The following is a 20,594-nucleotide window of genomic DNA, read 5'->3' on the forward strand; positions in this document are numbered from 1 at the left end:
GCTTGGCCGGGCAATCCAGGGCCGTCGAGAGCCGCTCTGGCCGCCCCTGGATGCCACGGTCAGGCCGTGGCATGACAGGAGAGGCAGCCGCCTCAGGCGACCAGTTCGATCGCGTAGCTCTCGGTCACCGGGTTGGCGAGCAGCTTCTTGCACATCTCGTCCAGCCGGGCCCGCGCCTGGGCGGCGTCGGCGGCGGCGATCTCGACCTCGATCACCTTGCCCTGGCGGACTTCGCCGACCTCGCCGAAGCCGAGGCCCTGCAGGGAATGGCCGATCGCCTTGCCCTGGGTGTCCAGGACGCCGGGCTTCAGCATGACGTGGATGCGGGCTTTCATGTCGGTGCCAGTCTTCAAGTGGGGGCCTGGGTCTCGCGGATGTCGACGACGCTTCCTTCCGGCAGGATGCCGAGGCGCCGGGCCACCTCCTGGTAGGCCTCGATGACGCCGCCCAGATCCTGGCGGAAGCGATCCTTATCGAATTTCTCGTTGGTCTGCACGTCCCACAGGCGGCAGTTGTCCGGGCTGATCTCGTCGGCCAGCACGATCCGCATCTCGTCGTTCTCGTCGTAGAGGCGGCCGAATTCGAGCTTGAAGTCGACGAGCTTGAGGCCGATGCCGAGGAACAGGCCGGTGAGGTAGTCGTTCACCCGCAGCGACAGCGAGACCATGTCGTCGAGGTCCTGGGCGTTGGCCCAGCCGAAGGCGGTGATGTGCTCTTCCGACACCATCGGGTCGTTGAGCTCGTCCGACTTCAGGTAGTACTCGATGATCGAGCGCGGCAGCGGCGTGCCCTCGGGCACGTTGAAGCGCTTCGAGAACGATCCGGCGGCGATGTTGCGCACCACGACCTCGAGCGGGATGATCTCGACCTCGTGGATCAGCTGCTCGCGCATGTTCAGCCGGCGCATGAAATGCGTGGGAACGCCGATCTCGGACAGCCGGGTCATGAGGTATTCGGAGATGCGGTTGTTCAGCACCCCCTTGCCCTGGATCACCGCCTTCTTCTGCCCGTTCTGCGCCGTCGCATCGTCCTTGAAGTACTGGACGATGGTGCCCGGCTCCGGCCCTTCGTACAGGACCTTGGCCTTGCCTTCGTAGATGCGCCTGCGGCGGCTCATATCGAAACGTCCATTGAACGGTGAAGCCAACAAAAAAGGATCGGGACGTCCCGGGAGGGACGTCCGCGTCCGGCAGCTTATAGCAAGCGCACATCCACTAAACAATTGCACGCTCCCAGTTGCCTCGGGGCGTGACCGCAGCGGCGAGAGACGCTATATCCTCGGCATGATGCGAATTGCGCCCGCGGCGGCGGGCAGGTGGAAGGAAGCGACAGGATGACGATCGAATCGCGGGGGCAGGCTTTCGAGGCGGAGTTCCAGCACGACCAGGAGCTTCTGTTCCGGATCCAGAACCGGCGCAACAAGCTGCTCGGCCTGTGGGCGGCCGAGCTGTTGGGCCTGACCGGCGATGCCGTCGATGCCTATGCGAAGGAGGTCATCATGTCCGACTTCGAGAAGCAGACCGACGAGGACGTGCACGACAAGGTCTATGCCGACCTCAAGATCCACGACGTCGACCTGTCGGACCACCGGCTGCGCAAGAAGATGGATGCGCTGCTGGCCGTGGCGCGGCAGCAGATCATGACCGAGGCGACGCCGAAGTAAGCGGCCGGTCCTCCGGCGAGCGGAAAGGGCGGCTTCGGCCGCCCTTCTGCGTTGTGCGGGAGAGCGAAATATCCATGCAAAATCTCGGCTTTTAATTTCTGCGACATATCAGAAAACTGTCCTCCAGGCCGAATCCCAGCGGAGTCAGCCTGCTTTTTTGAGTTCGACAATTTCTGAAGGGAAATTTCATGTGCGATCAGTGTTGCTCCGCCGGAGCGGAGCCATCGGTGCCGGCGATGTCACGCCGTGGCGTCCTGGCGGGCGCGGCGATGCTGCTGTCCGCCGCGGCGGCCTTGTCGAGATCCGGGGCCCGGGCGGCCGCCGCGCCCACCGCCGCGCCGCCGAACGCCATCTCCGGGGACGAGGCGCTGACGAAGCTGATGGACGGCAACGCCCGCTACGTCGCCAACACGCCGGAGCAGAAGGATTTCTCGGCCGGCCGAGCCGCGCGGACGCAGGCCCAGTATCCCCTCGCGTCCATCCTCAGCTGTTCCGATTCCCGGGTCTCGCCGGAACTGGCCTTCGACCAGGGGCCTGGTGATCTGTTCGTGGTCCGGGTCGCCGGCAATTTCCTGAACGACGACGGGCTCGCCAGCCTCGAATACGGGGCGCAGTTCCTGGGCGCGCCCCTGATCATGGTGCTGGGGCACTCCAATTGCGGTGCGGTCGACGCGGCGATCAAGGTGCTGAAGGACGGCGTCAAGCTGCCGGGTCATCTGCCGGGGCTGGTCAATTCGATCAAGCCGGCGGTGGAGGCGGCGAAGGCGAAGGGCGGGGCGGATCTCCTCGCCGACGCCATCACCGAGAACGTTCGCCGCAACGTCAGGCTCCTGGTCACCCGCGATCCGGTCGTCGCCGGGCTGGTCAAGGAGGGCAAGGTGAAGGTCGTCGGCGGGATCTACGATCTAGCGACCGGCCAGGTGGCGCTGGTCTGAGCGCTGAACGGGCGGGGTTTCGTGGGTTGGGTTCGCCCTTGCGAACCCAACCTACGCCCGGCAGCGGGGAGGGGCTCAGCCCTTCACCGCCCCCGCCGTCAGGCCGCTCGTCATGGTGTTGCGGAACAGGTAGTAGATCACGGCCGGCGGGATCGCGTAGATCAGCCCGGTCGCCATCAGCAGGTTCCACGGCGAATCATCGGCCGACAGGAACAGGCCGAGCCCGACCGACAGCGGCGCCGCCTTCTCGCTCGACAGCAGCAGGAAGGCGTAGAGGTACTCGTTCCAGGCCAAGAGCAGGGCGTAGATGCCGATCGCCACCAGCGACGGGCGCATCAGTGGCAGGTAGACCATGCGGAAGATCTGCATCGGCGTGGCGCCGTCCATCACCGCGGCCTCGTCCAGCTCGCGCGGCAGCTTGTCCGAGGCCTGCTTCAGCACCCAGATGGCGTAGGGCGAGGACAGGGCGACCATCGCCAGGATCAGCGCCAGCTGGGTGTTCAGCAGGCCGTAGGACCCCATCGTCTTGTACATCGGCACGGCCAGGAAGGCGGCCGGGATCAGATAGGTCGACAGCGCCAGGTTCATCACCGTGCGCCCGCCCGGCGCCCGCAGCCGGCTGATGGCGAAGGCGGCGCAGGTGGCGACGAACAAGGTCAGCACCCCGGTCGTCACCGCGATCACGAAGCTGTTGCCGAGCTGCAGCCAGAAGTTGCTGAGGTAGTAGTGCTGCTGCCGGAACACGGTGACGAAGTTGGACAGGGTCGGCTGGGCCGGCCACAGGTCGCCGGCCAGCACCGAATCCGGCGGCGAGATCGCCAGCACGAACAGATGGTACAGCGGCACCACGGTCCACAGCACCACCGGGATGGCGATCAGGACCAGCACCGCCTCGCCGAACCAGCGCTTCATGACTCGGTTCCCTTCGACAGCCGCTTGACCATGACGAACACCATCGGCAGGACCAGCGGCATGGCGACGATGATCGAGGCGACGCCGAGGTCGAGGCTGTTGTTGCGGAGGTAGCGGATGCCCAGCGTGGCCAGCACCTGGGTGCTGTCGGCCGGGCCGCCGCCGGTCAGGAGGTAGACGCTGTTGAAGTCGCCCAGGGTCCAGATCATCGACAGGAAGGTCGAGGTGACGTAGAGCGCGGCCACCGACGGCCAGGTGACGAAGCGGAAGCGCTGCCAGCGCGAGGCGCCGTCGACCGCCGCAGCCTCGTACAGGTCGCGGGCGATCGCCAGCCGGCCGGTCAGCAGGATCAGGGTCCAGAACGGCAGCGACTTCCAGATGTGGACGACGATGGCGCAGAAGAAGGCCAGCCAGGGGTCGGTCAGCCAGGGCGGGCCTTCGAAGATGCCGAACAGCCGGAACAGCTGCTGGTTGATCATGCCGTTCTCGGGGTTGAGCATGACCCGGAACGACAGGATGGTCGGGATCGACGGCACCGCCCAGGGCAGGATGAACAGCACCAGCAGCAGCCGGATCCAGCGGCGCGGCACGGCGAAGAAGCCGGACAGGCCGAGCGCGATCACCATCTTCACATTGACCGCGATCATCAGGAACAGGAGCGTGTTGACCACGGCGGTCAGGAAGATCGGGTCGGCGAACAGCCGCCGGTAGCTGGCCGGGTTGGCGCCGAGATACAGGCCGTAGCCGACCGGATAGGCCACCAGCACCAGCAGCACGGCGACATAGGGGGCCAGCAGGATCATGCCCCAGGCCGCCCAGGTCCGCCGGTGGCTGCTGCGGGCGGTCGGGATCGCGTCGATCGTGGTCGCTGTCATCGGCAGTGGTCCCGTCGAAAGGAAAGTCGATGCGGCCCGCCCGTTCCGGTCGGGGCGGGCCGCGGCTTTCTCAATGAGCCTGTTCTAGAATGGGCTCAGCCGGCGATCTCCTTGATCCGGGCGATCATCTCATCGACCGCCTGGTCGGGCGAGACCTTGTCCTGGACCACCCGGCTCATCGCCTTGGCCCAGACGTTCTCCGCATTCACCGTGGTGAAGTGGTAGTTGTAGACGAAGGGGAAGGGGATGGTGCCGTCGGTGAACTGCTTCGACACCACGGCGCGGTGCGGGTCCTTGCCGTCGGTCCAGAACGGCCGGGCGGCGCCGGATTTGGTCGCCGGATACCAGCGCCCGAGCGAGCCCTCGACGAACGGGGTCAGGTTCTCGTCCTTCAGCATGAAGGTCATGAACTCCTTGGCCCGAGGCTTGTTCTTGGCGTCGGCGAAGATCACCGCGGTCTTGGTCGCCGCCAGGTTCGGCAGGGTGCTGCCGTCCGGCTTCTTCGGGAAGTAGGCGGTGCGGATGTTCTCCTCGTAGTTCTTCTTGGCTTGGGCCCGCTGCTCCTCGGTCAGCGTCGGGTTGGTCGAATCGTCCAGGTGCTTGCCGGCGATCGAGATCGTGGCGTTGTGGGTCAGCACCGTGTTGCGGTTGTGGAAGTTGACGTTGTTGTCGGTGTCGAGCCAGTTGATCGACGATGGCGGGGTGCAGCCGCGGGTGAAGATCGAGGTGTAGCTCTTCAGCGCCGCGATCATCGCCGCCCGGTTCTCCGGCTGGTCGAGCACGATCTTGCCGCTGTCGTCGACGATCTTGACGTTGTAGGCGTTGGCGAAGGTCAGGAAGCTGAAGAAGGTGTCCGAGGCGGCGACGCTCATCGGGTTGCCGATGCCGTAGATCCGCTTGCCCTTGGCGCGCAGCCCGCCCTGGACCTTGTCGCACCAGAAGTCCCAATAGGCGTCCCAGGTGGTCGGAATGTCGGCCTCGGTGAAGCCGGCGTCCTGCAGCATGTCCTTCCAGTAGAAGATGTGCATGGTCTGGCGTTCGATCGGGAAGGCGTAGTAGGCCTTCTGCCCGGTCTTGCCGTTCATCAGGAAGGTGGTGGCCAGCGCGTCGGGCTGGAACCCGTCCTTGATCGGCGCGATGACGTCGGACACATCCTCCAGCCGGCCCTCGAAGGCCCATTGGCCGGTGGTGCGGAAGTCATAGGTGGTGCAGTAGCCGACATCGGGCGGCGTGCCGGCCTCGACCGCGGCGACCGACTTCACGATGCAGTCCTCGGTCGAATACAGCGACAGCTCGACCTTGACCCCGGTCGCCTGCTGGAACCGGTCGACCAGGGCCAGCAGGGCGTCGTCCTCGCCCTTGTAGAACCCCTTGGTGACCCAGACGGTGAGCGTTTCCTCTGCCTGGGCGGGCATGGTGAGCGCAAGGCCGAGGGCCAGGGCGCATCCCGCCGCGAGGGGGCGGAGACCGATTTTGGGCATGGGCTTCTCTCCCAGAGCTGATGTTGCGGATGACGGGGCGGCTTGTGCCGTCTTGCTGGTGGCGCCCGGTGGCCCGGGCGCTAGGTCGAAACGGGCCTTGGCGCGGTCGAGCCCCGCTCCACGATCTTGAAGCCGACATCGGTGACCGCGGTCGGCGTCGGGCCATGGTCGCCGGCGTCGCCGGGCAGCAGCCGCAGCAGCAGCTCGCCAACGCGGCGGCCGATGTCCTCGGCGTCGATGCCGATGGTCGACAGCGCCGGCACGCATTGGTCGCCGATCTCGAAATCGCCGAAGCCCAGGACCGACAGGGAGCCGGGCACCGCGATGCCGCGCCGCTGGCATTCCATCAGCGCGCCGAAGGCGGCGAGGTCGGAGATCGCGAACACGGCGTCGAGCGGCCCGGCGGTGTCGAGCAGATGGGCCATGGCCGCAGCGCCGCCGGCGAAGGACAGGGGCACGTCGCCGCGTTGGACGATGCGGTCGGTCGACAGCCCGGCCTCGCGCAGCACTTCGGTGAAGCCGGTCAGCCGGGCCTCGCCGCGGAAATCATGGGCGTCGTCGCCGATGGTCGGGCCGATCGCGCCGATGCGGCGGTGGCCCAGCGCGATCAGGTGCCGCGCCGCGGCCCGTCCGCTTTCGATGTTCGAGAAGCCGACGGCATAGCCGATCGGGTCGGCCTCGCCGCAATCCCAGATCTCGACCACGGGGATGCCGGCGCCGCGCAGCATCGTGCCGGCCGCCTCGGTGTGGCTCATCCCCGCCAGCACGATCGCCTCGGGCCGGCGCTCCAGCATCGTCCGGATCAGGGATTCTTCGTCGCTCATGCGGTAGCGGGTGTAGCCGATCAGCAGCTGGTAGCCGCTCCGGCGCAGTGCCTCGGTCAGGCCGTGCGCGGTGTCGGCGAAGGTCGAATTGGTCAGGGTCGGCACGATGGTGGCGATGAAGCCGGTGCGGCGCGACGACAGGCTGGCGGCGACCTTGTCCTCGACATAGCCCAGCGCGGCGATCGCGGCGTTGATGCGGTCCCGCGTCTCCGGCGCCACCAGCGCGCTGCCGGCCTGGACCCGCGACACGGTCATCGGCGAGACCCCGGCGAGGCGCGCGACATCGCGCATGGTCGGGCGCAGGGAACGTTTGGGCATGATGCGGTTCTCGCTCGGCGCGCCGGCGATCCGGCGACGCGCGCGGCATGGCGTCCGGCGGCAAAGTCTTGCAGCGGCGCGGCGAATGTTGGGTTGGGGTCGCGGATCCCCGTGTCGGGCCATGCGGCGCGGCATCGGTCAGGCCTGGGCGCGGCGTGCGGTCGGGCGGATGCGGTCGATGGCAAGCAAGACGGCGGCTCTCCCCATGGCCGAGACGATTTGTCCTTCTTATTTATGTGACCGGTAACATGAACAGCCCCGAAGAGGCAACATCCATGCATCGAGGACGAGGTGGCGAGGGGCGATGCGTCCGTCAGTCCTGCGCGCCCATGGCCAGGGGCTCGGGGTCGCCATGGCCCCGTCGATGCGACAGCTGGACAATCCCCAGGAAGGCCAGCACGGCAACGCTGCCGAAGATGGCTGTGACGAGGAGCGCCCAGCCGGTCCCGACGGTGTGCATCAGGAAGGCGAACGCGAACGGGGCGGCCGAGGAAACGACAAGCCGTACGGAGGTCACCCGGCCGAGGCGTTCGCCATACCCGTCGCTGCCGAACAGCTCCAGCGGCAGCGTGCCCTGGACGATGCTGTTCAGGCCGGAGCCGAGGCCGAACACGACGGCGAAGGCCAGGGCGCCGATGAGCCAGGGGGCGGTGCCGAGCAGAAGCAGGGCCGCGGCCGGCATCAGCGTGGCCGAGATCACCGCGAGCGTGACCTGGGGCAGCCCGCCGCCGAAGACCATGTTGGTCAAGCGGCTCAGCACCTGCGCCGGGCCGAACAGCGTCCCGACCAGGACGCTGGCCGCACCCAGGCCCAAGGCAGCCAGGAGCGGCAGCATATGGACCAGGATCGCGGCGTTGACGAAGCTCTCGAGCGCAAAGCCGGTCACCATCAGCGCGAAGGCGATCGGCCGTCTGCTCGGATGAAGGCGGCCTTCGACCGGGGTAGCGGGCGTCGCGACCGCCGTGGCCGGTCCGGGCCCTCGCGGCCGTCGCATGGCGCGTGAAAGCCAGGCATGGGCCGGCAGGCAGATGGCCAGGTTCAGGACCGCGAAGACCAGATAGACCTGCTGCCACGTCAGATGGGCGTGAAGGGCGGCGGTGATCGGCCAGAACAGGGTCGAGGCGAAGCCGGCGATCAGCGTCAGATGGGTGATGCTGCGCTGCGCGGCCTGCGGCCGGAGCTGGACCAGCAGCGCGAAGGCTGCGCTGTACTGGACGAAGGTCGACGCGACCTCGATGGCGATCAGGCCGAAGACGAACGCGATCCGGCCCGGCGCCAGCGCGCAGGCGACCAGCGCGGCCGCGGCGAGGACCGACCCGACGCTCATCACGCGCCCGGCGCCGTGCCGGTCGATCCGGCGGCCGACCCACGGCGCGGCAAGGCCGCCGATCAGCAGCGCGGCGGAAAGTGCGCCGAAGGTCCATTCGGCCGACCAGGCGAAGTCCCTGGACATCGCCGGCGCCAGGATGCTGAAGCTGTAGTAGAGCGTGCCGTAGCCGATGATCTGCGTCAGCCCGAGCGCCGAGACCACCAGCCAGGGCTTCACCTCGGATCGCCTTGAGCCGGATGCGGGTCGCATGACGGGTCTGGGTTCGTCGGCACGGGCATCCGGCTCGCGGCATTGCCTCGCTCGTACCAGCCCTTGGACCGGTTCACGATCGAGACGACGGACAGCATCACCGGGACCTCGATCAGCACGCCGACCACGGTGGCGAGCGCGGCGCCGGAGTGGAAGCCGAACAGGCTGATGGCGGCGGCGACGGCCAGTTCGAAGAAATTGGACGCGCCGATCAGGGCCGAAGGGCCGGCGACGCAATGCTGCTCCCCGGCGACGCGGTTCAGCAGGTAGGCCAGCCCGGCGTTGAAGTAGACCTGGATCAGGATCGGCACGGCCAGCAGCACGATGACCAGCGGCTGCGCGATGATCTGCTCGCCCTGGAAGCCGAACAGCAGCACCAGAGTCGCGAGCAGCGCCACCAGCGAGACCGGCCCCAGGACCTGCAGCAACCGCCCCAGCGCCGACTCTCCTCCCGTGGCCAGCACCCAGCGGCGCAGGCCCTGCGCCAGCATCACCGGAATGACGATGTAGAGCACGACCGACAGCACGAGCGTGTCCCACGGCACGGTGATCGCGGACAGGCCGAGCAGCAGGCCGACGATCGGGGCGAAGGCCACCACCATGATCGCGTCGTTGAGCGCCACCTGGCTCAGCGTGAAATGCGGCTCGCCCCTGGTCAGGTTGGACCAGACGAAGACCATGGCCGTGCAGGGCGCGGCCGCCAGGATGATCAGGCCGGCGATGTAGCTGTCGATCTGGTCGGCCGGCAGCCAGGACCGGAATAGCCAGCCGACGAAGAGCCAGCCGAGCGCCGCCATCGAGAACGGCTTCACCGCCCAGTTGATGAACAGGGTCACGCCGATGCCGCGCCAGTGCCGACCGACCTCGCCGAGCGCGGCGAAATCGATCTTCAGCAGCATGGGGATGACCATCAGCCAGATCAGCACGGCGACCGGCAGGTTGACCCTGGCGACCTCCGCGGCGCCGACCGCCTGGAAGGCCCCCGGCACGGCATGGCCGAGGGCGATGCCGGCGACGATGCACAGGGCGACCCAGAGGGTGAGATAGCGTTCGAAGATGGACATGGATCCGCCTATGTCGTCGCGACCCGGCGGCCGTGCCCGTCCACCACGCGTTCGCCGTCTTCCTTGACGAATTCCCCCTGCTGCGGCGGCAGCAGGTCGATCACCGCTTCGGATGGCCGGCAGAGCCTCACGCCCTTGGGGCTGACCACGATCGGCCGGTTGATCAGGATCGGATGCGCCATCATGGCGTCGAGGATCTGGTCGTCCGTCAGGTTGGGATCGGCGAGGCCCAACTCGGCATAGGGGGTGCCCTTTTCGCGCAGGACGTCACGGACGGAGACCCCCATCCGTTCGATCAACTGGCGCAGCAGCGGCCGCGACGGCGGCGTCTTCAGATACTCCACGACATGCGGCTCGATCCCGGCATTGCGGATCAGCGCGAGGGTGTTGCGCGAGGTGCCGCAATCCGGGTTGTGGTAGATGACGATGTCCATGGCGGGCCCGGGCTGGTGGGTACGATCAGGCATGGGCGGGTTCCTCCCCGGGGGCGCAGCAGGCGGACATCGCGGCCACGGCGGGGGTGCACACCTCCGGGCGCCCCTGGCAGCAGTCGCGCATCAGGAACTGGATCAGGCCGGACAGGGCCGGATAGGCGGCGGTGTAGACGATCGAGCGGCCCTCGCGGCGGGACTGGACCAGCCCCGCCTGCTCCAGATGGCTCAGGTGGAACGACATCCGCGACGAGGTCGCGCCCATCTCCTCGCCGATCGCACCGGCCGGCAGCCCGGCCGGTCCGGCCGTCACCAGAAGGCGGATGATCCGCAGCCGGGTCTCCTGCGAGAGGGCCGCGAAAGCATCGAGGGCTTGCGGTTCATCCATCTTTGTCTCAATCTCTCAAGAGATGTTGAGATGAAAGGTAGGCGACAATGAGCGAGCAGGCAAGCCTCTCGGCCACCGATTTTCACGGCGCCGATTTCCACGGCGACGGCTCTCTCGGTGCGGTTCTCGACGCCCTCGCGCCGCACGCCGGCAAGGCCCTCGTGATCGAATATGGCGGACGGCGGATCCGGCCGGGCTACCACGTGACCGAGGTCAAGGCGGGATCCTTCGTCACGCTCGATTGCGGCGGCAACCCCGACCAATGGCGCGAAACGATCCTGCAGGTGGAGGACCGGGCGTCGGACGACGGGCGGGCCTTCATGCCGGTCGCCAAGTTCCGGGCGATCCTGGACCAGGTCGCGCGCCGGATCGCGCTCGATCCCGATGCCCGGCTGACCTTCGAGGTCGGCCCGCCGGAAGCCCCGATGCAGGTGTTCGATGCGGAAGCGCTGCTGGCCGACGACGAGAGCGTCGTGCTCCGTCTCGTGGCCCGTGCCGCGATCTGCAAGCCCCGGCATCGCGCAACCCAAGCGGCCGCATCGGCCTCATGCTGCGGATCGACGGCCGGATCCTGAGGTTGAAGCCTTACGCGGTCGCTGCCTTCAGCGCCTGCTCCAAATCGGCGATCAGCTCGGACGGGTCCTCGATGCCGGCGGACAGGCGCAGCAGGTCGTCCGGCACCGGGCTGGTCGGGCCCTCGATGCTGGAGCGGTGCTCGATCAGGCTTTCGACCCCGCCCAGCGACGTGGCGCGCTTCCACAGTTCGACCCGGGCGGCCGTGCCGATCGCCGCGGCGGCGCCGGCCTTGACCCGGATCGACAGCATGCCGCCGAAGCCGCCCTGCATCTGGCGCGCGGCGATGGCATGGCCGTCGGCCGAGGGCAGGCCGGGATACAGCACGGCGGAGACCAGCGGATGGCCGTGGAAGTGCTCGGCGATGGCCATGGCGCTGGCCGAGGCCTGGCGCACCCGCGGCACCAGGGTGCGCATGCCGCGCAGCAGCAGCCAGGATTCGAACGGCCCCAGGATGCCGCCGAGCTGGGCCCGGATGCGCTTGATCCGCTGCCACTGCTCGTCGTCGCGGGCGGTGGCCAGGGCGCCGGCGATCACGTCGGAATGGCCGTTCAGGTACTTGGTCGCGGAATGCATCACCAGGTCGGCGCCCAGCGCCAGCGGCCGGGTCAGCACCGGCGTCGCCACGGTGGAATCGACCGCCACCCGGGCGCCGGCGGCATGCGCGGCCTCGGCCACCGCGGCGATGTCGGTCACGGTCCACATCGGGTTGGACGGGGTTTCCAGCCACACCAGTTTGGTCTCGCCCGGCCGCAGCGCGGCGCGGACGGCGGCGATGTCGCTGGTCTCGACCAGCTCGACCTTCAGGCCCCAGCGGGTCGCCTCGGTCAGCAGCCAGTTGCGCAGCGACCAGTACATCACCGTCGGCGCCACCACATGGTCGCCCGGGGACAGCGACAGGAACACCGCCGTCGCCGCCGCCATGCCGGAGGCGAAGACCGCTGCGCCGGCCGCGCCCTCCAGCGCCGCCAGCACCGCCTCGACCTGGTCGAAGCTCGGGTTGTTGTCCCGGGCGTAGATCCGGCCGGAGGTGTACTGGTTGTCCGGGTCGCGGATATAGGTGGAGGAGGGGTGGATCGCCGGGGTCACCGCCTTGGTGATCGGGTCGACCCAGCCCAGCGCCTGGGCCGCGATGCTGGCCTGTGAGAGCTTGCTCTTGTCCATGGTCGCGCGCCCCCCGGGCTGGTGGTGTCAGGCCGCGGCGAAGACGCGGGTGAAGATGTCGTCGACGTGCTTGGTGTAGAAATCATAGGTGAAGGCGTGCGCCAGCTGCTCGCGCGGGATCGCCTTGGCCACCTCCGGGTCGGCCGCCAGCCGGTCCAGGAAGCTGCCGCCCTCGTGCCACACCTTCATGGCGTTGCGCTGGACCATGGCGTAGGCGTCCTCGCGGCTGACACCCGCCTGGGTCAGGGCCAGCAGCACGCGCTGCGAGAACACCAGGCCGCCGAGCGAGTCGAGGTTGGCCTGCATCCGCTCGGGGTAGACCAGCAGCTTGTCGACCACGCCGGTCAGGCGCGACAGGGCGAAGTCCAGCGCGATGGTGGCGTCCGGCCCCTGCACCCGCTCGACCGAGGAATGGCTGATGTCGCGCTCATGCCACAGCGCGACATTCTCCAGCGCCGGCACCACGGCGCCGCGCACCAGCCGGGCGATGCCGGTCAGGTTCTCGGTCAAGACCGGGTTGCGCTTGTGCGGCATCGCCGACGAGCCCTTCTGGCCGGGATGGAAGAACTCCTCCGCCTCGCGCACTTCCGTCCGCTGCAAGTGCCGGATCTCGATGGCCAGGTGCTCGATCGAGGAGGCGACGACGCCGAAGGTGGCGAACACCATGGCGTGGCGGTCGCGCGGGATCACCTGGGTTGACACCGGCTCGACCTGCAGCCCCAGCTTGTCGGCGACATAGCGTTCGACGAAGGGGTCGACCGAGGCGAAGGTGCCGACCGGGCCGGAAATGGCGCAGGTCGCGATCTCGCGCCGCGCCGCCACCAGCCGGTCGCGGTTGCGGCGGAAGGCGGCCCAGTGGCCGGCCAGCTTCAAGCCGAAGGTGGTCGGCTCGGCATGGATGCCGTGGCTGCGGCCGACGGTCAGGGTGTGCCTGTGCTCCTCCGCCCGGCGCTGCAGCGCGGCCAGCAGGCCGTCGACATCGGCCAGCAGCAGGTCGATCGCCTGGGACAGCTGGATCGACAACGTGGTGTCCAGCACGTCCGACGAGGTCATGCCCTGGTGCACGAAGCGCGCCTCGGGCCCGACATACTCGGCCAGGTTGGTCAGGAAGGCGATGACGTCGTGCCGGGTCTCGCGCTCGATCTCGTCGATCCGGGCGACGTCGAAATTGCCGCGCTCGCGCACTGCCTTGACCGCGCTCTCGGGCACGATGCCCAGCTGGGACATCGCCTCCAGCGCCGCGACCTCGATGTCCAGCCAGATCCGGTAGCGGTTCTCGGGCTCCCAGATCCGGGTCATCTCGGGGCGGCTGTAGCGCGGGATCATGGCGTGGGTCCGTACAGGGCAGAGGAGGGCGGTCGGGACCGGCCTCCCTTTCCATGTCATTGCCGGGCTTGACCCGGCAATCCAGAAGATGTCGACAGCCTCTGGATGCCCGGGTCGAGCCCGGGCATGACAGGTTGAGGGAAACCCGTCCTGATGTTCTGGGCCGGTATAGCAGCATGCTGCGGCATGGCGGAAGCGCAGGGCCTTGCCGAAACTGCATGCCGCCGGTGCGCCGCCGCGGGAATTGGATCGGCCGATCCGCACGGATTGGCCCTGGCGGCCGGTCCGATTGGCCGCCATCTGTACCAGCATCCACTTCGCTGCCCCGGACACCGCCATGTATGTTCCGCCCGCCTTCCGGGAAGACCGGATCGAGACCCTGCACGCCGCCATCCGCGAGGCCGGCCTGGCCACGCTGGTCAGCCTCGGGGCCGACGGTCTCGTCGCCAGCCATGTCCCGATGCTGCTGGATGCCGGGGCCGGGCTCAACGGCACGCTCTACGGCCATCTCGCCAAGGCCAACCCGCATGCCGCCGGCGGCGTCGCCGGCACTCAGGCGCTGGCGATCTTCCAAGGCCAGGACGCCTACATCACACCGTCCTGGTACGAGACCAAGCGCCAGACCGGCAAGGTGGTGCCGACCTGGAACTACGTCGCCATCCATGCCAGCGGCCCGCTGGAGATGTTCGACGATGCCGACCGGCTGCTGGAGCTGGTGACGCGGCTGACGCAGCGGCACGAGGGCGGACGGGCGGCACCCTGGGCCGTGGCCGACGCGCCGGCGGATTTCGTGCGCGGCCAGCTCAGGGGCATCGTCGGCTTCGCTTTGCCGATCGCGCGCCTCGAGGGCAAGTGGAAGATGAGCCAGAACCGCCCGGCGGCCGACCGCGCCGGCGTGGCCGAGGGGCTGGGCGGCGAGGGGCGGGACGAGGTCGCGGCGCTGGTGCCGCAAGGGTAGCCACGATCCCGCATCCGGCCGGCCGGCACCACCCCGGGCCGGCGCAGGGCGACCTTGCGCGCGCCGGCGTGGCGGCCCGCCCGGGCGATCGATAGGGTCCAGGTCCGGCCTGACCATGGAGATCGCCTCATGCCGGACTTCGCCACCCTGACCCTGTTCGCCGCCGCCTGCCTCGCTTTGACCGCGACGCCGGGTCCCGACATGCTGCTGATCGCCTCGCGCAGCGTCAGCCAGGGCCGTGCCGCCGGCTTCGCCTCGCTCGCCGGCATCCAGGCCGGCACCTACTGCCACGCCCTGGCCGCGGCGCTGGGTCTGTCGCAGCTGTTCCTGGTCGTCCCGGTCGCCTACGACATCGTCCGCTGGGCCGGCGCCGCCTATCTGCTGTACCTCGCCTGGAAGACGCTGCGCAGCGAGGGCACGCTGCTGGCGCCGACCGCGACGCTCACCCGCCACCCGGTCGGCCGGATCTTCCGCCAGGGGCTGATCACCAACCTGCTGAACCCGAAGATGGCGCTGTTCGTGCTGGCGCTGTTCCCGCAGTTCATCCAGCCCGATGCCGGGCCGGTGACGGTGCAGATCCTGGTGCTGGCGACGGTGCTGAACCTGATCGGGCTGGGGGTCAACGGGGTGGTGATCCTGACGGCCAGCCGGCTGGGCCGCCGCCTGGCCCGCGGCGGCCGCTGGCAGCGCCTGCCGCAAGTTCTACTGGCGACGGTGTTCTTCGGCCTCGCCTGCCGCCTCGCCATCGCCGACCGTCGCTAGCGGCGGACGCCGGCCGGGGCGCGACGCTGCCGCCCTTGCATGCTGCACCGCGATACCACACGGTAAAGCCATGCAACCGGCGAGGGATCATCATGACCGAACCCGAAGCGCGTCATCGCGTGGTCGTCATCGGCGCCGGCTTCGGCGGGCTGCAGGCGGTGCTGCGCCTCAAGGGCGCACCGGTCGACATCACCCTGATCGACCGGCGCAACCACCACCTGTTCCAGCCGCTGCTGTACCAGGTTGCCACCGCGTCGCTGTCGCCGTCCGAGATCGCCTGGCCGATCCGCCACCTGGTGGCGGGGCGGCCGGAGGTGCGGACCATCCTGGGTGAGGTCACCGGGGTCGACGTCGCCGGCAAGGCGGTGCAGTTGAAGGGCGAGCCGCCAGTGCCCTACGACACGCTGCTGGTCGCCACCGGCGCCCGGCACGCCTATTTCGGCCATGACGACTGGGAGCCCTTCGCCCCCGGGCTGAAGGACATCGACGACGCCACCGACATCCGGCGGCGGGTGCTGATGTCCTTCGAACGGGCGGAGGTCGAGCCCGACCCGGCGGTGCGACAGGCGCTGCTGACCTTCGTCATCGTCGGCGCCGGGCCGACCGGGGTGGAGCTGGCGGGCACGATCGCCGAGCTGGCGCACCACACCATGGCCCAGGATTTCCGCGCCCTGAACCCGAAAGAAGCCCGCATCCTGCTGGTCGAGGCCGGGCCGCGCGTGCTGTCCGCCTTCCCCGAGGACCTCTCGAACTACGCCCGGCAGGCGCTGGAGCGGCTGGGGGCGGAGATCCGCACCGACCACGCCGTCACCGCCTGCGACGCCGACGGCGTGATGCTGGGCACCGACCGGATCCCGGCCAAGACCGTGATCTGGGCCGCCGGCGTCCAGGCCTCGCCCGCCGCCGCCTGGCTGGGGGCGGAGGCGGACCGCGCCGGCCGGGTCATGGTGGCGCCCGACCTGACCGTGCCGGGCCACCCCGAGATCTTCGTGGTCGGCGACACCGCCCGGCTCGACGCCTGGGACGGCAAGCCGCTGCCCGGCATCGCCCCGGCCGCCAAGCAGCAGGGCCAGCACGTCGCCGACACCATTCGGGCCCGGCTGGAGGGCAAGGCGGAGGCGCGGCCGTTCCGCTACAAGCATGCCGGCAGCCTGGCCACCATCGGCAAGCGCGCCGCGGTGATCGATTTCGGCTGGATCAAGCTGCGCGGCTGGCTGGCGTGGTGGATCTGGGGCTTTGCCCACATCTACTTCCTGATCGGCCTGCGCAACCGCCTGACCGTGGCGCTGAGCTGGCTGTGGATCTACACCACCGGCCAGCGCAGCGCCCGGCTGATCACCGGGCGCCACAAGGAGGAATAGCCTCAGCCCCGCGGCGTCGGCGCGTCCGGCGCGATCAGGCCGCGGTCGCGCAGCGCCTGCCAGAAGGCGGCGGGGATCGGCGCCGCCGCCAGCGCCAGATTCTCGGCGCTGCGGCCCGGCCGGCTGGCGCCGGGGATGATCGCGGCGACGGCGGGATGCGCCAGCGGGAACTGCAGCGCCGCGGCGCGCAGGTCGATGCCGAACTCGGCCGCCACCGCCTTCAGCCCGTCGACCCGGGCCTGCATCTCCGGCGTCGCCGCCTGGTACTCGTAATGCGCGCCGCCGGCCAGGATGCCGGAATTGTACGGCCCGCCGACCACGATGCCGGCGCCGCGCTTCTCGGCCTTCGGCATCAGCCCGGCCAGCGCCGTGCGGTGGTCCAGCAGGGTGTAGCGCCCCGCCAGCAGGAAGCCGTCGGGGTCGGCGCGGTCCAGCGCGACCTCGCAGGGCTCGACCTTGTTGACGCCGAGGCCCCAGCCCTTGATCACGCCCTCCTCGCGCAGCCGGGTCAGTGCCTTGCCGGCACCGTCCAGCGCCTGGTCCAGCACCTCGCGCCACTGCGCGCCGTGGAAATCCTCGGCCACGTCATGGATCCAGACCAGGTCGATGCGGTCGGTGCCCATGCGCTTCAGGCTGTCCTCGATCGACCGCAGCGTGCCGTCGGCGGAATAGTCGTAGACCCATTTGTTCGGCAGGCCGGCCTCGAACAGCCCGCCCTTCTCACCCTGGTCGCGGGTGCCGGTCTCGATCTCGTCGAGGATCAGGCGGCCGACCTTGGTGCTGAGCACGTAGTCGCCGCGCGGCTTGTCCTTCAGTGCCGCGCCCATGCGGATCTCGGACAGGCCGGCGCCGTAGAACGGGGCGGTGTCGAAGTAGCGGATGCCGGCGTCCCACGCGTCCTGGACCGCGGCGACCGCCTCGGCCTCGGGGATGGCGCGGAACATGTTGCCCAGCGGCGCGCCGCCGAAGCCCTGTGCGTGGTGGAAGGGGAGACGCATGGCGATGTCCTCGATGTCGTGCGGAGACCGCGGATATGGCGAGGTCGCGGCGGCGCAGTAGGCGGCGCGCCGGCCCATCACCTTGGAAGTTCCTTCACAGCTGGCCGGACCGGTGTCGGTTTCCGCGCCCGGACGGTGGCCTTGGCGGCCTCGCAGTTTCGCGCATACTGGGCCGGACTGCAAAGGGGAGGAGATGGCCATGGGGGACCCGGTGTTCGCCGGCGGCATCGCCGGCACCGCGCTGATCCGGGCGCCGTCGAATCTGGGCCTGCGGCCGCTGCATCAGGGGCATGAGCCCGGCACCTGGCGGGCGCCGCAGGCGCTGACCGAGGCCGGGCTGGAAACCCGGCTGCGGCCGAGCCGGGTGGTCGACCTGGGGCGGCCGGACTACAGCACCGATCCGCAGCCCGGCACCGTGCTGCGCAACGGCCCGGCGATCCGCCGCTTCAACCAGCAGCTCGCCGATGCGGTCGATGCGGCGCTGCGCGACCGGCTGTTCCCAGTGGTGGTCGGCGGCGACTGCTCGATCCTGATCGGCGCCCTGGCGGGGGCCCGGCGGCACAGCGATCTGGCGCTGGTGCATCTCGACGGCCACAGCGACTTCCGCCATCCCGGCAATTACGAGCCGGACTTCGCCCTGCATTCCGCCGCCGGCATGGATCTGGCGCTGGCGATCGGCCTGGGCGACCCGCTGATGCTGCGCTGGCCCGGCGCGCCCGATCCGCTGGTGCCGGCGGGGCGGGCGATCCAGATCGGCGAGCGCGAAGGGCGCGAGCCGGACTGGGGCTGGGAGGACATCGCCGACACCGCCATCACCCGGATCGACATGTTCGAGCTGCTGGAGATGGGCCTGGCGGAGGGGCTGCGGCGCAGCTTCGCGGTGCTGGACCGGACGCCGGAGATCCCGTTCTGGGTCCATCTCGACGTCGACATCCTCGACCAGGCGGTGATGCCGGCGGTGGATTCGCCCGGCAGCCCGGGTCTCGACTACGCCGGCCTGGCGACGCTGCTGCGCGGCTTCCTGGCCTCGCCGCGCTGCCTCGGCCTCAACGTCACCATCTACGACCCCGACCTGGACCCGGACGGCGCTTACGCCCGGGGCCTGGTCGGAATGCTGGCGGACGGGCTGGCGCCGCTGGCGTCAGCCCGTCGGGACGGTCAGTAGGCGCGGGCCAGGATCGCGCGGTCGGTGGTCTGCACCCCGGTGGCGGCGCAGGGGGCGGGGCGATCGGCCGGGACCAGGCAGCGTACCGTCACCCCGATATCGGCCAGCGCGGCCTCCTCGTCCTCCGATCCGCTCCAGGGCAGCCGCACGAAGCCGGCGCCGCTGCGGTAGCCATCGGCGCCGCCATCGCCGAGCAGGGCGCGGGCCTCGTCCAGGGTCGCGGCGTCGCGCAGCCGGGCGTCGCGCCAGGTCCGGGCCTCGGCGGCCAGCGTGGCCTGGATTTCGGACAGCAGGCCGGGCAGGGCGGCGATGAATGCCCCCAGCCCGACCTCCGTCTTGCGGTCCTGCAACCGGTCGCGGCGCCAAGTGATGACCGTGCCGCCAGCCAGATCGCGGGCGCCGAGTTCGACGATCACGGGCACGCCCTTGCGCACCCAGTCCCAGCGCTTGGCGGAGCCGCTGCCGGGGCGCCGGTCGATCGTTACCCGGATGGGCTCGCCGCTCCAGGACTCGCGTCGCAGTCGCGCGGCGATCTCGTCGCAGCGGGCCAGGACGGCGGCATCCTCGGGTGTGCCGCGCAGCACCGGCAGGATCGCCACCTGGTCGGGTGCCACGGCGGGGGGCAGCCGCAGCCCGTCATCGTCGCTGTGGGTCATGATCAGCGCGCCGATCAGCCGGGTCGATGCGCCCCAGGAGGTGGTGTGGGGCAATTTCACCGTACCGTCGACATCGGTGAACCGGATGCCGGCGGCGCGGGCGAAGTTCTGGCCGAGGAAATGGGAGGTGCCGGATTGCAGCGCGCGGCCGTCCTGCATCATCGCCTCGATGCACAGGGTGGTGACGGCGCCGGGGAACTTCTCCCGCCGGGTCTTGCGCCCGGCGATCACGGGCAGGGCCAGCGCCTGTTCCGCCACCTCGCGGTAGATGCCCAGCATGCGCTCGGTCTCCTCCAGCGCCTCGGCTTCGGTGGCATGGGCGGTATGACCCTCCTGCCACAGAAACTCCGAGGTTCTCAGGAAGATGCGGGGCCGCTTCTCCCAGCGCACCACATTGGCCCATTGGTTGATCAGCACGGGCAGATCGCGGTGGGACTGGATCCAGCGCGAGAACGCCTCGCCGACGATGGTCTCCGAGGTGGGGCGGACCACCAGGGGTTCGTCGAGGGGGGCGTCGACCTGCAGCCGGCCGTCGACATTGGCCAGGCGGTGATGCGTGACCAGCGCCACCTCGGCGGCGAAGCCTTCGACATGCTCGGCCTCGCGCTGCATGTACTGCAGCGGGATGAACAGGGGGAAGTAGCAGTTGCGGTGCCCGGTTTCCTTGAAGCGGCGGTCGAGGATCGCCTGGATCCGCTCCCAGATGCCGTAGCCCCAGGGCTTGATCGTCATGCAGCCGCGCACGGGCGCGGGCTCGGCCAGATCGGCGGCCCGCACCACGGCCTGGTACCAGCCGGCATAGTCCTCGGCGCGTGTGGGGGTGACGGCGGTCTTCATCGTTTTCGTCATCGGAGATGTCCTGTCGAGGGAGGGGGCCTTGGCGGGAAGGCGCGAGGACGGACGGTCCGGACGCAACGACGCACGGGACCGCGGCGCGGACCGGGCCCGGGAGCGTGCGAGACTGAAGACGAAAGCCTAGCTGGACGGTCCGGACGCGGTCAGCGCGTCGGGAACGGTCGCCCGATGGAGGGAACGAGGGCAGGCACGACCCGGCCGCCGCCGAAGGCGGTGGGGGTGTCGTGCTGCTGGGTGCCAGCGATGGTCACCGGGAATCCTCGTTCGTCGATGCCGTCATGGCTGACGGCGGTGCGAGACTAAACG

General features: G+C 69.5%; 21 protein-coding genes. 7 read left to right on the forward strand and 14 right to left on the reverse strand.

The genetic code is table 11. From position 1 onward, the window contains the following. Window positions 1–92: 92 nt before the first annotated feature. Window positions 93–335, reverse strand: coding sequence for a phosphoribosylformylglycinamidine synthase subunit PurS (gene purS, locus E9232_RS32000; protein WP_309801249.1), 243 nt, complete (start codon window positions 333–335; stop codon window positions 93–95). Between the two features lie 14 nt (window positions 336–349). Beyond that, window positions 350–1,117 (reverse strand): phosphoribosylaminoimidazolesuccinocarboxamide synthase, encoded by a 768-nt coding sequence (purC, locus tag E9232_RS32005; protein WP_309801251.1) that lies wholly within the window; start codon window positions 1,115–1,117, stop codon window positions 350–352. A gap of 216 nt (window positions 1,118–1,333) precedes the next feature. Here purC and E9232_RS32010 point away from each other — a divergent pair, with 216 nt between their 5' ends. After that, on the forward strand, window positions 1,334–1,663 hold the full coding sequence (locus E9232_RS32010; RefSeq protein ID WP_309801253.1) for a DUF1476 domain-containing protein: 330 nt from the start codon (window positions 1,334–1,336) through the stop codon (window positions 1,661–1,663). A gap of 236 nt (window positions 1,664–1,899) precedes the next feature. After that, the gene (locus E9232_RS32015) at window positions 1,900–2,598 is read left to right on the forward strand and encodes a carbonic anhydrase (protein WP_309801255.1); all 699 of its coding nucleotides are present in this window, start codon (window positions 1,900–1,902) and stop codon (window positions 2,596–2,598) included. Window positions 2,599–2,673: 75 nt separating this feature from the next. On the opposite strand, the gene E9232_RS32020 is transcribed toward E9232_RS32015, so the two are convergent. From E9232_RS32020 to E9232_RS32055, 8 genes are all read right to left on the reverse strand, one after another. Beyond that, on the reverse strand, window positions 2,674–3,510 hold the full coding sequence (locus E9232_RS32020) for a carbohydrate ABC transporter permease (protein ID WP_309801257.1): 837 nt from the start codon (window positions 3,508–3,510) through the stop codon (window positions 2,674–2,676). Next, the gene (locus E9232_RS32025) at window positions 3,507–4,385 is read right to left on the reverse strand and encodes a carbohydrate ABC transporter permease (RefSeq protein WP_309801259.1); all 879 of its coding nucleotides are present in this window, start codon (window positions 4,383–4,385) and stop codon (window positions 3,507–3,509) included. The genes E9232_RS32020 and E9232_RS32025 overlap by 4 nt, the downstream gene beginning before the upstream one ends. A gap of 95 nt (window positions 4,386–4,480) precedes the next feature. Then, window positions 4,481–5,866 (reverse strand): ABC transporter substrate-binding protein, encoded by a 1,386-nt coding sequence (locus tag E9232_RS32030; RefSeq protein WP_309801262.1) that lies wholly within the window; start codon window positions 5,864–5,866, stop codon window positions 4,481–4,483. 80 nt (window positions 5,867–5,946) lie between these two features. Next, a complete protein-coding gene (locus E9232_RS32035) occupies window positions 5,947–7,008 on the reverse strand; it encodes a LacI family DNA-binding transcriptional regulator (RefSeq protein ID WP_309801264.1) in 1,062 nt (353 codons plus the stop codon). A gap of 313 nt (window positions 7,009–7,321) precedes the next feature. Beyond that, window positions 7,322–8,554 (reverse strand): arsenite efflux MFS transporter ArsK, encoded by a 1,233-nt coding sequence (gene arsK / locus E9232_RS32040; RefSeq protein WP_309801265.1) that lies wholly within the window; start codon window positions 8,552–8,554, stop codon window positions 7,322–7,324. Next, window positions 8,551–9,651 (reverse strand): ACR3 family arsenite efflux transporter, encoded by a 1,101-nt coding sequence (gene arsB, locus E9232_RS32045; RefSeq protein WP_309801267.1) that lies wholly within the window; start codon window positions 9,649–9,651, stop codon window positions 8,551–8,553. Before arsB ends, arsK begins: the two co-directional genes overlap by 4 nt. A gap of 8 nt (window positions 9,652–9,659) precedes the next feature. After that, window positions 9,660–10,118, reverse strand: a complete 459-nt coding sequence (gene arsC, locus E9232_RS32050; RefSeq protein ID WP_441722907.1) for an arsenate reductase (glutaredoxin) — start codon at window positions 10,116–10,118, stop codon at window positions 9,660–9,662. Then, window positions 10,111–10,470, reverse strand: coding sequence for an ArsR/SmtB family transcription factor (locus E9232_RS32055; RefSeq protein ID WP_309801269.1), 360 nt, complete (start codon window positions 10,468–10,470; stop codon window positions 10,111–10,113). Before E9232_RS32055 ends, arsC begins: the two co-directional genes overlap by 8 nt. Window positions 10,471–10,517: 47 nt before the next feature. Between E9232_RS32055 and E9232_RS32060 the strand changes: the two genes are divergently transcribed. Further along, complete coding sequence (locus E9232_RS32060) at window positions 10,518–11,045, forward strand: DUF6428 family protein (RefSeq protein ID WP_309801271.1); 528 nt, start codon at window positions 10,518–10,520, stop codon at window positions 11,043–11,045. Window positions 11,046–11,055: 10 nt separating this feature from the next. On the opposite strand, the gene E9232_RS32065 is transcribed toward E9232_RS32060, so the two are convergent. Together E9232_RS32065 and purB are read right to left on the reverse strand one after the other, a co-directional pair. Next, window positions 11,056–12,207 carry a trans-sulfuration enzyme family protein gene (locus tag E9232_RS32065; RefSeq protein ID WP_309801273.1) on the reverse strand — a complete coding sequence of 384 codons (1,152 nt, stop codon included), beginning with the start codon at window positions 12,205–12,207 and terminating at the stop codon, window positions 11,056–11,058. A 27-nt stretch (window positions 12,208–12,234) separates the two neighbouring features. Further along, a complete protein-coding gene (gene purB / locus E9232_RS32070; protein ID WP_309801275.1) occupies window positions 12,235–13,533 on the reverse strand; it encodes an adenylosuccinate lyase in 1,299 nt (432 codons plus the stop codon). A gap of 337 nt (window positions 13,534–13,870) precedes the next feature. Here purB and E9232_RS32075 point away from each other — a divergent pair, with 337 nt between their 5' ends. The 3 genes from E9232_RS32075 to E9232_RS32085 all read left to right on the forward strand — a co-directional run bounded on the left by E9232_RS32075 (window position 13,871) and on the right by E9232_RS32085 (window position 16,614). Next, window positions 13,871–14,491, forward strand: coding sequence for an FMN-binding negative transcriptional regulator (locus tag E9232_RS32075; RefSeq protein WP_309801277.1), 621 nt, complete (start codon window positions 13,871–13,873; stop codon window positions 14,489–14,491). A gap of 129 nt (window positions 14,492–14,620) precedes the next feature. Then, window positions 14,621–15,253, forward strand: a complete 633-nt coding sequence (locus E9232_RS32080; protein WP_309801278.1) for a LysE family translocator — start codon at window positions 14,621–14,623, stop codon at window positions 15,251–15,253. Window positions 15,254–15,345: 92 nt separating this feature from the next. Next, window positions 15,346–16,614 (forward strand): NAD(P)/FAD-dependent oxidoreductase, encoded by a 1,269-nt coding sequence (locus E9232_RS32085; protein WP_309801280.1) that lies wholly within the window; start codon window positions 15,346–15,348, stop codon window positions 16,612–16,614. A gap of 2 nt (window positions 16,615–16,616) precedes the next feature. On the opposite strand, the gene E9232_RS32090 is transcribed toward E9232_RS32085, so the two are convergent. After that, the gene (locus tag E9232_RS32090; RefSeq protein ID WP_309801282.1) at window positions 16,617–17,612 is read right to left on the reverse strand and encodes an aldo/keto reductase; all 996 of its coding nucleotides are present in this window, start codon (window positions 17,610–17,612) and stop codon (window positions 16,617–16,619) included. A 199-nt stretch (window positions 17,613–17,811) separates the two neighbouring features. On the opposite strand from E9232_RS32090, the gene E9232_RS32095 reads away from it, so the two are divergent. After that, window positions 17,812–18,777, forward strand: a complete 966-nt coding sequence (locus E9232_RS32095) for an arginase family protein (protein WP_309801283.1) — start codon at window positions 17,812–17,814, stop codon at window positions 18,775–18,777. On the opposite strand, the gene E9232_RS32100 is transcribed toward E9232_RS32095, so the two are convergent. Beyond that, window positions 18,771–20,282, reverse strand: coding sequence for an aminoacyl--tRNA ligase-related protein (locus E9232_RS32100; RefSeq protein ID WP_309801285.1), 1,512 nt, complete (start codon window positions 20,280–20,282; stop codon window positions 18,771–18,773). The genes E9232_RS32095 and E9232_RS32100 overlap by 7 nt on opposite strands. Between the last annotated feature and the right edge of the window lie 312 nt (window positions 20,283–20,594).

Source organism: Inquilinus ginsengisoli (assembly GCF_031453975.1).
Lineage (GTDB): Bacteria > Pseudomonadota > Alphaproteobacteria > DSM-16000 > Inquilinaceae > Inquilinus > Inquilinus ginsengisoli_A.